General features: G+C 64.5%; 11 protein-coding genes and 1 pseudogene. 4 read left to right on the plus strand and 8 right to left on the minus strand.

The window, feature by feature from the left end:
- A partial coding sequence (locus GPA21_RS15385) for a LysR family transcriptional regulator (protein ID WP_168989013.1) occupies positions 1 to 472 on the minus strand: 472 nt, incomplete at its 3' end.
- A 119-nt stretch (positions 473 to 591) separates the two neighbouring features.
- Here GPA21_RS15385 and GPA21_RS15390 point away from each other — a divergent pair.
- Together GPA21_RS15390 and GPA21_RS15395 are read left to right on the plus strand one after the other, a co-directional pair.
- A complete protein-coding gene (locus GPA21_RS15390) occupies positions 592 to 2,070 on the plus strand; it encodes an NADP-dependent isocitrate dehydrogenase (RefSeq protein WP_168989014.1) in 1,479 nt (492 codons plus the stop codon).
- A 225-nt stretch (positions 2,071 to 2,295) separates the two neighbouring features.
- Positions 2,296 to 3,552 (plus strand): MFS transporter, encoded by a 1,257-nt coding sequence (locus tag GPA21_RS15395; protein WP_211163636.1) that lies wholly within the window; start codon positions 2,296 to 2,298, stop codon positions 3,550 to 3,552.
- Here the strand turns inward: GPA21_RS15395 and GPA21_RS15400 are convergent.
- Positions 3,533 to 6,718, minus strand: coding sequence for a hybrid sensor histidine kinase/response regulator (locus tag GPA21_RS15400; RefSeq protein ID WP_168989016.1), 3,186 nt, complete (start codon positions 6,716 to 6,718; stop codon positions 3,533 to 3,535). The two genes, GPA21_RS15395 and GPA21_RS15400, sit on opposite strands and share 20 nt — an antisense overlap.
- 125 nt (positions 6,719 to 6,843) lie before the next feature.
- Positions 6,844 to 7,575 (minus strand): response regulator, encoded by a 732-nt coding sequence (locus GPA21_RS15405; RefSeq protein ID WP_168989017.1) that lies wholly within the window; start codon positions 7,573 to 7,575, stop codon positions 6,844 to 6,846.
- A gap of 240 nt (positions 7,576 to 7,815) precedes the next feature.
- Here GPA21_RS15405 and GPA21_RS15410 point away from each other — a divergent pair, with 240 nt between their 5' ends.
- The gene (locus GPA21_RS15410; protein ID WP_168989018.1) at positions 7,816 to 8,124 is read left to right on the plus strand and encodes a DUF1127 domain-containing protein; all 309 of its coding nucleotides are present in this window, start codon (positions 7,816 to 7,818) and stop codon (positions 8,122 to 8,124) included.
- Between the two features lie 30 nt (positions 8,125 to 8,154).
- Positions 8,155 to 9,141, plus strand: coding sequence for a hypothetical protein (locus tag GPA21_RS15415; RefSeq protein WP_211163637.1), 987 nt, complete (start codon positions 8,155 to 8,157; stop codon positions 9,139 to 9,141).
- A gap of 69 nt (positions 9,142 to 9,210) precedes the next feature.
- On the opposite strand, the gene cynS is transcribed toward GPA21_RS15415, so the two are convergent.
- The 5 genes and pseudogenes from cynS to GPA21_RS15440 all read right to left on the minus strand — a co-directional run.
- The gene (cynS, locus tag GPA21_RS15420) at positions 9,211 to 9,654 is read right to left on the minus strand and encodes a cyanase (RefSeq protein ID WP_168989019.1); all 444 of its coding nucleotides are present in this window, start codon (positions 9,652 to 9,654) and stop codon (positions 9,211 to 9,213) included.
- A 12-nt stretch (positions 9,655 to 9,666) separates the two neighbouring features.
- Positions 9,667 to 10,617: an ABC transporter ATP-binding protein gene (locus tag GPA21_RS15425; RefSeq protein WP_168989020.1), complete on the minus strand. Its 951-nt coding sequence runs from the start codon at positions 10,615 to 10,617 to the stop codon at positions 9,667 to 9,669.
- Positions 10,618 to 10,621: 4 nt separating this feature from the next.
- Positions 10,622 to 11,464: a nitrate ABC transporter permease gene (gene ntrB, locus GPA21_RS15430; RefSeq protein WP_168989021.1), complete on the minus strand. Its 843-nt coding sequence runs from the start codon at positions 11,462 to 11,464 to the stop codon at positions 10,622 to 10,624.
- Positions 11,465 to 11,467: 3 nt separating this feature from the next.
- Complete coding sequence (locus GPA21_RS15435) at positions 11,468 to 12,832, minus strand: CmpA/NrtA family ABC transporter substrate-binding protein (RefSeq protein ID WP_168989022.1); 1,365 nt, start codon at positions 12,830 to 12,832, stop codon at positions 11,468 to 11,470.
- A gap of 21 nt (positions 12,833 to 12,853) precedes the next feature.
- A pseudogene (locus GPA21_RS15440) lies at positions 12,854 to 13,247 on the minus strand (type 1 glutamine amidotransferase family protein); the annotation flags it as partial.

The following is a 13,247-nucleotide window of genomic DNA, read 5'->3' on the forward strand; positions in this document are numbered from 1 at the left end:
CCCGCCGGGAGACGAGTTCGTTCCGGTTGCAGATGCTGAACTGCACCTCGACCTCGGGGAAGCGACGACAGAAAGCGCCGAGGTAGGCCGGCATCAGATACTTGGCGGTAGTCACCACGCCAAGCCGCAGCGTGCCGGCGGTCAGGCCATGCAGCGCGCCGAGACGGCTATCGATTCGCTCTAGAACTTCGAACAACTCTTCGCAGCCGCGCTGCAGAATCTCGCCAGAGGCAGTGAGATCGAGCCTTCGCCCAACCTGATCGAAAAGCGACTCGCCGAGCGCCTCCTGCATGCGGGCCAACTGGGTCGATACCGTAGGCTGGGCCAAATGCAATGCCCGCGCGGCCTCGGTCACACTGCCCCGTCGGGCGACCTCGAGAAAGATCTCCAGTTGGCGGAAGGTGGTCTGCCGCGTGTGAAAACGCCGCCGGGGCGGCGGTACGTCTCCTGGGGTGTCCAGTGCATCAGCCATATATCTATGTTTGTAGATGTTCTATAGAGAAATAATCCATTTTATTAAATTCACTGCCGGATTCAAGATCTCTCCCGTAGCGCCGCCAGCCCGGCGGCCGACAGACAAGGAGAAGTCTCATGCACCCCAACGACCTGCCGGCCCAGTCCGTCACGCTCCAGACACCGATCACCGTCGCCGAGGGTGACGGCATCGGCCCCGAGATCATGCAGGCGACGCTGCGCATCCTGGACGCCGCCGGCGCACGTCTGGCGATCCAGACCGTCGAGATCGGCGAGCGCAGCTATCTCTCCGGCGTCAAGACCGGCATGCCCGAGCAGGCCTGGGCGTCGCTGCGGGAGACCCGGGTGTTCCTCAAGGCGCCGATCACGACCCCGCGCGGCGGCGGCTACAAGAGCCTGAACGTGACTACCCGCAAGGCACTCGGCCTGTATGCCAATGTCCGCCCATGCGTTGCCTATGCTCCCTTCGTACCCACCCGTCACCCGGCCATGGATGTGGTCGTCGTACGCGAGAACGAGGAAGATCTGTACGCAGGAATCGAGCATCGCCAGACACATGACGTGGTGCAGTGTCTGAAACTGATTACCCGCCCGGGATGCGAGCGCATCGTCCGCTACGCCTTTGAATACGCCCGCCGGCACGGACGGAAAAAGGTCACCTGCATGATCAAGGACAACATCATGAAGCTGACCGATGGCCTGTTTCGCCAGGTATTCGATGAAGTTGGCGCGCAGTACTCGGATCTCGAACGCGACACCATGATCATCGACATCGGCGCGGCGATGCTCGCCGACCAGCCCGAGTTGTTCGACGTGATCGTCACACCCAACCTGTACGGCGACATCCTGTCGGATATCACGGCTCAGATCGCCGGCTCGGTGGGCATGGCCGGTTCGGCCAATATCGGTGACCAGTGCGCCATGTTCGAGGCAATCCATGGTTCTGCACCCGACATCGCGGGGAAAGACGTGGCCAACCCCTCCGGCTTGCTCCACGGAGCGATCCTGATGCTGCTGCACATTGGCCAGAACGAGGTGGCCGAGCGCATCCACAACGCCTGGTTGAGCACGATCGAGCGCGGCATCCACACCCGTGACATCCACGACCCCGAGACCAGCCACAAGCTGGTCGGCACCCGGAGCTTCGCCGACGAGGTCATCCGCAGGCTCGGGCACAAGCCCGAAGCTTTGCAACCGGTGCATTACGCGAAGGCAAGCGCGGTACCGCAACAAGCGCCGACCCGACTCACGCCGACCGCCGCCCGGGCACACAAGCAGCTCGTAGGCGTGGATCTCTTCCTGCACTGGCGCGGGGCAGACATCGACACCCTCGCCACCCGGCTCAAGGGCGCACAGCACGGCACCGGTCTCGCGCTCGAGGTGATCACCAACCGTGGCGTGCGGGTGTGGCCGAACGGCTTTCCGGAGACCTTCTGCGTCGATCACTGGCGCTGCCGCTTCATCGGTGACCAGCCTGCGGCGACGGCGCCTGCCGAGCTCCAGCGCCGGGTCGTCGATGCCGGCCTGGACGTGGTGAAGACCGAGAACCTCTACCACTTCGATGGTGAGCCGGGCTTCTCGGCGGTGCATGGCTGACCTACGCACACCGTTTGGGCGCGAGGTCTCACTGCGCGGATTCGCTTGAAGAAGCGCGCACGGCACGACACACCTCGCGTCCGCAGCGGTTCGTGGTTTTCGGTTACGGTTACCAACCGATAACAAAACCGCACCGGTTCGAAATCGTCCGGCTACGCACGCAGACCAGCATGGGCTCCGACAAGACGGGAACACCTTCCCGTCATGGAACACCCGGAGTCCATGATGAACCGCAATCGACATACCCCCACCCTCCTCGTCGCGCTCGCCGCCGCGGCGTTGATGGGCGTCACGATGGGCTCGCGCTCATCCTTCGGTCTCTTCGTCTCCCCGCTCAATACCACGACCGGACTCGGTCTGGTCACGATCAGCTTTGCCGCCGCGCTCAACCACTTGTTGTGGGGTGTCGCGCAACCGGCAGCCGGGCTGGCCGCCGAGCGCTTCGGCGTCACACGCGTGATCGTGGTCGGTTGCGTATCGCTGGCGATGGTGACCGCCCTCCTGCCCTTTGCGCGCAGCGCGACCGAACTGGTCCTGGTGTTGTCGCTGCTCGCGGTGACCGGCGCCGCTGCGGGCAGCAACGGCATCCTGTTGAGCGAGGTCAGCCGGCGGGTTGACGCCGAGCACCGGGGCCTTGCGATCGGTATCGTCGGCGCGGGCGGCTCGGTGGGGCAACTCGTGCTCGGTCCGATCACCCAGGGCATGATCTCCTGGGCCGGCTGGCAGGCGGCGATGTTCGCCCTGGCGGTGCTCGCGCTGCTGGCTGCACCACTTGCGTGGGCGTTCCGGCGGGGTTCCGCTGTGGTGGCGATGCCATCGCCCTCGACCACCGGCATGCCGGTGCGCGATGCGCTCGCCTCGCCCACCTTCTGGTTGATCGCGCTCGGTTTCGGTGTGTGCGGCTTCCATGTCTCCTTCCTGATCTCGCATATGCCGGGCGTGATCGCGGCCTGCGGGCTGCCACCGAGTGTCTCGGGCTGGTGGATCGCCGTCGTCGGTCTGTGCAACGTTGTCGGCAGTCTCGCAGCCGGGTCGATGATCCGGCGCGGGTCGATGCGTACCGCTCTGATCGTGTTGTACGCTCTGCGCGCAATCGGCGTGGGACTGTTTCTCGCACTGCCCAAGACCGAGTGGGTCGTGCTGGGCTTTGCCGGCTGGATGGGCCTGACCTACATGGCAACGCTGCCACCCACGGCCGGGCTGGTCGGCAAGCTGTTCGGCCTTCGGCACATGGCGACTCTGCTCGGCGTGGTGATGCTGGTACACCAGCTCGGAGCATTTCTCGGCGTATGGCTGGGCGGCGTCGCGGTGACTGTCACCGGCCACTACGACTGGATCTGGTACGCCGACATCCTGCTCGCGCTGGTTGCCGTAGTCCTCCACTTGCCGATCCGTGAGGCGGCATCTCCCGACGACACCACCCCCAAAGGAGCAACCGGCGCAGCCCCGGCGTTGGCATCAATCAGGCCGGTGACGGCATGAGCAGTTCGGTCAGCAATGCGAGCAGGTTCTCTGGTTCGACCGGCTTCGCGAGCAAGGCGCGAACACCGGCCGAAGCCAGGACGTGCTCGGGTACGTCTTCGGCATAACCGGAAAACAGCAGAATGGGCACCGAAGGATTCGCTCGGTGAATCTCGGCGGCCATCTCCAATCCGGTCCTGTGCGGCATGGTCTGGTCGGTCAGTACGAGATCGAAGCCCTCCGGATCGGTCGCAAAACGCTCACACCCTTCCAGTCCGTCATGTGCCAGCACCACCTCCAGACCCCAGACCTGCAGCAGCTCCTCCAGAAAACCGGTCACCATCGCCTCATCGTCGACCACCAGTATGCGCCCCGACAGCGCCTGCCTGGACGACTCTTCCGGGGAGGAGCATCCGGTCCCGCAGACCTCACCACTCGGCGTCACGCGGGGAAGCAGCACCCGAAACGCGGTGCCGCCGCCCGGCTTGCTATCGATCAGAATATGCCCGCCGTGCTCATGCACGATGCCATGAACAGTGGCCAAACCCATACCGCTGCCCTTGCCCACCGGCTTGGTGGTAAAGAAGGGTTCGAACATCCGTTCCAGCACGTCGGACGGTATGCCGGGCCCATCGTCAGCGACGAGCAATGCCAGATGTCCCGACGACGCAACCGAGGCCCTGCACGACGCACAGACCGCGACACTTGGTGCAGGATGCTCGATCGCGATACGGATCGTACCCCGTCCGTCCAGCGCATCGCGGGCATTGATGCACAGGTTCATCACGACCTGCTCGATCTGCACCGGATCGGCGACGACAAAGGCGGAATCGTGGCCCGGATCAATCTCGAAGCCGACCGTGGATGGCAGCATCGGTTTGAGAAAGCGCGCCATTTCCTCCACCAGTGATCGCAAGGAAACCTCGCGGTGCGTGCCACGCTGACCACGGCTGAACGTGAGCAGTTGTCGGATCAGGTCGCGCGCCCGTCGCGTCGCCACGCCCGTCTGGTCGAGATAGCGCGCCAGCCGTGGGTCGCCCAGTTCCGACTGACGTTCCCCGGCAAGCGAAAGATAGCCCGTGACACTGGTCAGGATGTTGTTGAAATCGTGGGCGATACCGCCGGCCAGGTGACCGATGGCCTCCATCTTCTGTGCCTGACGCAACTGCGCCTCGAGTTGCTCACGCTCTTCCTCGGCGCGCTTTGCGGCGGTCAGGTCGCGCAGGTAACCGACGAAGATCCGGCCGGCGATGCCCTCGGCCACTGCGATCGCGAGCTCTGCGGGAAACTCGCTGCCATCCGAACGGCGAGCCACGACCTCGACCCGACGCCCGATGAAGCTGCCTTTTCCATGCGCCAGAAATCGCGCCATGCCCGCCTCGTGCGCCGCCCGGAAACGCTCGGGAATCAGGGTGGCGGCGAGACTGTGGCCCATGACCGCCTCGCTGCGGTATCCGAAACAGCGCTCCGCCGCAGGATTGAATCCGCAGATCCGCCCTGCGTCGTCCATCGTGATGATGCAGTCGAGCGCAGCTTCGATCGTGGCCCGGAGCCGGTTCTCGCTGCGTTCGATCGCCTCGGCCGACTCCTTGCGCACGGTGATGTCGCGCGTCACCGCGAGAATGCGATCCACGCCGGCAAGGCGGATGCGCTTCAGACACACTTCATCCCAGTGCAGCGACCCGTCGGAATTGCGGCGACGCCATTCGAAACGAACCACCTCGCCGGCACGCGCACGCGCCAGCCACTGTGCGGCCTCGCGCGCCGAATAGGGTTCGACGCCGATGCCCAGATCGGCCGGCGTCATCGTGAGCAGGGTCGCATGGTCGTATCCATAGACCTCACACGCCCGCGGATTCACGTCGACGAAAGCACCGGTCTCGATGTCGTGGATGAAGATACAGTCCTCGGCAGCTTCGAAGATCGCCCGATAGCTTGCCTCCGACGCTCGCAGATCACGCTCGATGCGATCTCGCTCGAGCTCTGCCGCCGCTCTCGCGGCAAAGATCTTCATCACGGACTCGATGAAGGACGGATCGGTCATCGGCTTGCGCGACACCAGCGCGATGAGTCCCAATGGTCGCCCGCGCGAATCCGTCAACGGATACCCTGCGTAGCTCTGCATGCGCTGGCTGAGGAAGTCCGCGTCGTCAGGAAAGCGCTCACACAGACGGTCGGGATAGATGCGGAACTCCTGGCCGATCACGGTCTCGCACGGCGTGCCGCAGAGATCGTAATCAAAGTTCTCCGCCAGCGCGCCGTTCTTCCACAGGGCCAGAACGTGCATGCGAGTGGCCGCTTCGGAGTCCCGAACAGCGAGGAAAACCCAGTCCACATCGACGATGGTGGCGAGATAGCGAGTCAGCGCCTGGAACAGGCTGGCACCACGAGCCTCCGAGACCGCGAGCGACGCCTTCTGCAAGGCATCCTCGATCCGCTTGCGGCCGGTGATGTCATTGGCGATACCGCACACGGCCTGGGCCCGCCCGTCCGGATCGAACAGCGGAAATTTGTCGACCAGGTAGGTTCGCAACTCACCATCGACGACGATCTGCTCCTCGAAAGTGACCGTCCGGCCCTCGGACAGCACGCGCGCGTCGTTGGCGCGCAGCCTTGTGGCCACCATCGCCGGCATCACGTCGCCGTCGCGACGGCCTATCACTGCTTCCGGCGACTGACCGACCAGCCGGCAAAATTCCCTGTTCACGAAGAGGTAGCGCCCGTCCAGACCCTTCCAGAAGACCACTGCACTGGCCTGATCCAGCACCTGATGAAGACGTCGCTCAGTGGCGACCAGCGTGGTCTCTGCCTGCAGCAGCCGCGACAGGTCCTGGATGTGAGCCACCAGGCGAAGGCGGTCGTCCAGCCGGCGTGCCTCGAGGTGAACCAGCGTATCCACCTCTTCCCCACCCTTGACCAGAAAGCGCCACTGAAACCACTGCGGCTGCCCATTCAGCGCCGCATCGACCCGCTGCCGCCCGCCGAGTTCGGCGCTGTCACCGTCGACCTGGGTGGGAGCCGAGAACGCCAACGGGGAACGTCCGACGATGTCGGTACGGTCGCGACCCAGCAGCCGACATGCGGCCTCGTTGCAGTCTTCGATGTCGCGTGCGATCACGAGCATGGGCAGATCCATGGCCTGTCGCTGCATCCGGAAGGAGCTTCCTCGCCGCGCCTTTCGCTTCATGTCCGGCCTCATCGGGCTCACAAGTCGCTTCCAGTCTAGTCGGCACCGCACTGGCCGCCCTGCGCTGTTACCTCGCGGTTACCATCGAAACACGTCGATTACATGCGCCCGCCCGGATTCGCGGTTCAGGGGACGTACATATAGCCCGCGCTGCGAACCGTGCGGATCAACCTGGGTCGCTCGGGGTCAGGTTCGACCTTGCGTCGGAGCCGCGCGATACGGATGTCGATGGAGCGGTCGAACGGCTCCCACTCACGGTTTCGGGTCAGGGTGAGCAGGCGGTCCCGTGACAGCACCTGGTTGGGATGTTCGACAAAGACCTTCAACAGATCGAACTCCATCGCGGTCAGCATCATCTCCTCGCCCTGCGCATCGAACAAACGATGCGAGCCCAGGTCGAGCGAGCAGGCGCCAACCGAAACCCGGTCGCCACCAGTGCCGCCTCGCACACCGGTGGTCGCAGTCTGTATCGACGAGAGGCTACCGCCCTGGACACGACGCATCACGCTCTTGATCCGCGCGAGCAACTCCCGGGGTTCGAACGGTTTGGCGATGTAGTCGTCGGCCCCCATTTCGAGACCCACGATACGGTCTACGGTCTCGCCGGCGCCGGTCACCATCACCACCCCCAGGGCATGTTTCTCGCGCAGGTAGCGCAGCAGGCTGAGACCGTCCTCGCCGGGCAGGCGTAAATCGAGCAGCACGACGTCGGGAATCCCCTGCGCGAGCGCATCACGCATCGCCGCGCCGCCGTCTACAGCGGTCACTTCGAGACCATGAAGCCCGAGATACTCCGAAAGCATGTCGCGGATGTCGGGATCGTCGTCCACGACCAGTATCCGGCCGATCGCACTCATCCACGCCCTCGCTCATTGTTCAACCATGTATCCAGTGTGGATGCTGCAGGCGACATGTTCAAGGCCGGACGCCTGCAGCCCCCGTGCGGCCGATACAGACGGGATACGAAATCGAAACCACATCGCGCCAATGCGAAAGATGGCGGTTACCGGCAACGAGGAGGATGCAGCCATCGACGCAAGCGACGGATTGCATTCCGACTTCGTCGACATCGCTTCATTCACTCAGGAGAGATCGCCATGGAAACCACGCACACCTACCCCGATGAAACGCCTGCCGCCCGGCCGGGCCTGATGCGCAGGGCCGTTCGCTCGACTATCGAACTGTCCGACTTCATCACCAGAACCGTTCGCAATGCCCTTCGCCGACGACGCACTCGCCGCGCGCTTCGCGCCCAGCGAGAGGTGCTGGCGAGCCTGGACGACCGCACTCTGCAAGACATCGGCCTGCATCGCAGCGAGATCAACTCGGTCGTCGCCGAGCTTGATGGTGAGCATCCGACAACTCGACGTCGCGCCCACCCAGACTCGGTCGCGCCCCTGTACTGACTTCTTCCCCCGCCCAAAAGGAGCAACATCATGCATACCATCAACCACACCGCCCCAGTCACCACCGGCCACCATCATCACGGCGAAGCCCAGCGCTATGCGCGTGCAGTGGAGGTGTCCAAACGCGTGCGCTTCGACATCGATCGAGACGTCATCCGCGGCCGCCAGTTCGATTTCGACAAGAAATTCCTCCCCGACGGCCTGTCTCGCGTCAACGAACTACCCTTCCTGCTGCCGGCCGAGCGACGCTTGCTGTCGCAGGTCCAGGGGCGGTCGTACGCGAACATCTTCGGCCTGGTCGAGCGGTTCATCAGCGCGCAGATGCTGGACGTGAGTCGGGATCACCAGTTCGGTGACCAGACCGCCCTCGAAGCCCTGGTACGCTTCACCGACGAGGAGATCAAGCATCAGGAGATGTTCCGCCGGCTCGAACGCATGGCCGCGGCCGGCATGCCGGAAGGCTATGTTTTCGTGCCCGACCCGAACGGTGTCGCCCAGGCGGTGCTGTCGGCCTCCAGATGGGCGGTGCTGGGTCTGATCTGCCACATCGAGATTTTCGTGCTGCAGCACTACCACAGCAGCATCGACCCGGACGATAACCTGTCCGAGCTGTGGAAGGATGTCTTCCTGCATCACGCTCGTGAGGAGTCCCAGCACGCGATTCTCGACGAGCTCGAGTGGCGCCGCGAGGATGAACGCCTGAGCGCAGAGGAGCGCGACTCGGCGGTCAACGACCTGATCGGCCTGGTCGGTGCGGTCGACGGCATCCTGCAGGCACAGGCGAAAGCCGACGCGGATTACTTCGTCACGTCGGTGAACCGCCGGCTGAGCGACGACGAGACCGCGCGCATCCACGCGACGGTACTCCGTGCATACCGCTGGCAGTACATCGTGTCCGGCGTGCAGGGCGAGCGTTTCCAGTCCGTGCTGGGCGCGTTGATCACCGACGCGCAATTCGCGCGAATCGGGGCGGCACTCACCCCGATCGTCGAGGATGTCACCCGGGTCACGCACTGAGCCCGCGGTGCAAAGCAAAAAGGCGGTTGCGACCCCGAATGGTGGTCGCAACCGCCCGCAGCTTGACGCTCAGTAGGTCTTGTACGGCAGAAACTTGCCGCTCATCGTGATGCTGACCCGGTCGCCGGCGTCGTTGGGCTCGCGCTTGAGGTCCATCTTGAAATCGATGGCGCTCATGATGCCGTCGCCGAACTCCTCGTGGATCAGCTCCTTGAAAGTAGTGCCATAGACGTTGATCAGTTCGTAGAAGCGGTAGATCAGCGGGTCGGTGGGCACCGAGGTGGGCAGCGAGCCCTTGTAGGGCACGACCTGCAGCAGCGCGACTGCGTCTTCGGGCAGCTCAAGCACCTCGCCCACGGCCTTGGCCTGGGCTTCGGTCAGGGTCATCTGGCCAAGCAGGGCGGCGGTGCTCCACTCCTTGCTGAAACCGACCACTTCGGCGAGCTGGGACCAGCTCAGCTTCTTCTTCAGTTTGGCGGCGAGGATCAGGGCGGTGACGTCATCACGGGTCATGGTAATTCTCCTTCAGGCAGAGGCTTTGGAAACGAGAGGCGCCGGACGGTCGGCATCCTTGGCGGAAAGGGACTGGAGATGGGCGGGCATCGGCACGACCTCTGCGGAACCCTCGAGGCCTGGGCGTACCACCGGCGGGTGGCGCGCATCGTGGCCGGCGGCAGCCGCTCCGGCGAAGTCCTTGGAGCGATTCACCAGGAAATCGACCAGGTGGTTGCGGATGCGGTAGTACTGCGGGTCGTGGTGGATGGTGCTGCGGGTGCGGTCGCGCGGCATGGTCACCTCGACGATCTCGGCGATCTTGGCGTAGGGGCCGTTGCTCATCAGCATGATCTTGTCGGCGAGCAGAATGGCCTCATCCACATCGTGGGTGATCATGAACACCGTCTGGTGCGTGGCCTGCACGATGCCGAGCAGTTCGTCCTGGATGGTGCCGCGGGTGAGCGCATCGAGCGCGCCAAAGGGTTCGTCGAGCAGCAACATCTTGGGTTGGATCGCGAAGGCACGGGCGATGCCCACGCGCTGCTTCATGCCACCCGAAAGTTCCGAGGGCTTCTTGTGCAGCGCGCTGCCGAGGCCGACCATCTCGAGATACTTGGTGCTGTGCTCCTCGATCTGCTGCGCACTCCAGCCCGGCCAGCGCGAGCGCACGCCGAACTCCACGTTCTTCAACGTCGTCAGCCACGGCAGCAAGGCATGGCCCTGGAACACCACGCCGCGGTCGAGCGAGGGGCCGTAGATCTCCTTGCCGTCCATGATCACCGTGCCGTCGCTGGCCTCGTCGAGGCCGGCGAGCACGTTGAGAATGGTCGTCTTGCCGCAGCCGGAGTGGCCGATGATGCAGACGAACTCGCCCTTGTCGATGCCGAAGTGGATGTTCTCGAAGACCGTCAGATCGTCCTTGCCCTTGGGTCCGGGGAAGCGCTTGGCCAGGCCCTCGACTTGCAGAAAATGCTGGGTCATCGGGTCACTCCTTGTACGTCACTGCACGACCCAGGCGGGCCAGCGTGTTGTCGAGCACCATGCCGATCAGGCCGATGAAGAGGATGGCGCTGATGATGTTGGCGATGGACAGGTTGTTCCACTCGTTCCACACGAAGTAGCCGATACCGGTTCCGCCCACGAGCATTTCGGCGGCGACGATGACCAGCCAGGCGATGCCCACAGAGATACGCATGCCGGTCATGATCGTCGGCGCGGCGGCCGGCAGGATCACCTGGAAGGCGGTACGCAGGCGCGAGACCTCCAGCGTGCGGGCGACGTTGAGCCAGTCCTTTCGCACCGCGGCGACGCCGAAAGCGGTGTTGATCAGCATCGGCCACAACGAGCAGATGAAGATTACGAAGATCGCCGAGATGCCCGAGTCCTTGATGGTGTAGAGCGCGAGCGGCATCCACGCCAGCGGCGAGATCGGCTTGAGCACCTGGATGAAGGGGTCGAGCGCCTTGTACACCAGCGGCGACATGCCGATCACGAAGCCCAGCGGAATCGCCACCAGCGCGGCCAGGCCGAAGCCCACCAGCACCCGGGCGATCGAGTGCCCGAGCTGGATGCCGATGCCCTTGTCGTTGGTGCCACGATCGTAGAACGGGTCGGAGATGTGCTCCCAGAGCTTGACCGCCACATCCACCGGCCCCGGCATCGCCGACTGCCCGCCTGTGGCTGCCGCCGCGCCGATCAGCGCGGCGTACTCGGGATCAACGATGACCTCGCCCACGGTCTGCTTGGTGCCGAGGTGCCACAGCCCCACGAACACCGCAAAGAAGACCAGCGACAGCAGCGGCGCCAGCCAGGGTCGTTTTGCATTCATCGCTCAGCTCCTCCGGATCGCGAAGCTGTCGATGTAGGCCTCGGGCTGGCTGGGGTCGAACTCCTTGCCCATCACCGAGAAGGCTTTGACCGGGTCGGCCGGCGGCTCCATGCCGACTTCCTTCATCAGACGGGTTGCGTCGGTGGCGAGAAAGACCTCGCGCGCCACCTTGGCGTAATCCACGTCGCCGCTGATCTGCCCCCAGCGCTTCATCTGGGTCAGGATCCAGATCGCGAAGGACTCGTATGGGAAGGGGTCGAAGTCGATCCGCTCCGGGTTGCGCACCACGTTGCCCAGGCCGTCGGCGTAGGTGCCGGTGAGCACCTGCTCGACCACCGTGACCGGCTGGTTGAGGTAGTTGGTCGGCGCAATCGCGGCCGCGATCTCGCGCCGGTTCTCAGGCTTGCGGGCATAGGCGGTGGCGTCGAGGATGGCCTTGAGCAGCGCCTGGTAGGTGTTGGGCATGGTGGTGACGAACTCGCGGCTGGCGGCAAACGCGCAGCAGGGGTGGCCGTCCCAGATCTCCTTGGAGAGGATGTGGATGAAGCCCACGCCGTCATACACCGCGCGCTGGTTGACCGGGTCGGGCGCGAGGAAACCGTCGATGTTGTCGGCACGAAGGTTGGCGACCATCTCCGGCGGCGGCACCGAGCGGATCGACACGTCGCGGTCGGGGTCGATGCCGTGCTCGGCCAGGTAATAGCGCAACAGGTAGTTGTGCATCGAGTAGTCGAAGGGCACTGCGAAGCGGAAGCCTTTCCAGTCCTTGGGATCGCGCCGGTCCTTGTGCTTCATCGCCAGCGTGATCGCCTGGCCGTTGATGTTCTCGACCGCCGGCATGGTCCAGGGAATCGGGTTGGCGCCGGCTCCGACGGTGATCGCCAGCGGCATTGGCGACAGCATGTGGGCGGCGTCGTACTCGCCGGCCAGCGACTTGTCTCGAATCACCGCCCAGCCGGCGGTCTTGACCACTTCGACGTCAAGGCCGTACTTGGCGTAGTAGCCCAGCGGGTGGGCCATGATGATCGGCGTGGCGCAGGTGATGGGGATGAAGCCGACGCTGAGCTTGGTCTTCTCCAGCGGCCCGAGGGTTTCGGCAAAGGCCTCCTTGGCAGCGGCGAGCGGGAAGACGCTGGCAATCGCGGCCATCGCGGTCGAACCGCCCACTGCCTTCAGAAAGCGGCGGCGCACTTCGTCCTGCGGGAACATCGCGCGCATGATCGCGCTCTCGACCGCACGATCCTGCACGGCTTGGCGCTCGAGTACCTCGGCGTGGTCATGCTCGGCCTGGCTGTGGTGGCAGCCACAGCTGCAGCCTCCGCGATTCAGACGGACCTTGTAGTCGAACGGGTTGCGAAAGGCGGACATGGTCGGCTCCTTTTCAAGGGTTCAAGCAGTTTTGAGGCGGGTTGCCGCAACAGGCGCGGCATATTCGATGTCGTGCTCGTAAAGCGCGTAGGCGCGCTGGTACTCCATGACGCGGGCCACGTCGGCGACGAAGCTCTCGTCGTAGCCGGCGCGCCGCAGCAGGTGAAAGCCCAGCTCCATGCCCGAGCTGATGCCCCCGGCGGTGACGATGCGGCCGGCGTCGACCACCCGCGCATGACTCACGCGGCAGGCCGGGGCGATCTCGGCGAGGCGGTCGATCGGGGTCTTGCCCAGATGCGAGGCCTCGAGGCGGTCCGGCTCCTTGCGGTTGGTCGCGGCGAGCCCGTCGAGCAGGCCCATGTGGGCGTAGATCCATGAGCCGGTACATACACTGGCGAGCAGGCAGGATTCCGGC

The organism is Azoarcus taiwanensis (assembly GCF_012910885.1).
Lineage (GTDB): Bacteria > Pseudomonadota > Gammaproteobacteria > Burkholderiales > Rhodocyclaceae > Azoarcus_F > Azoarcus_F taiwanensis.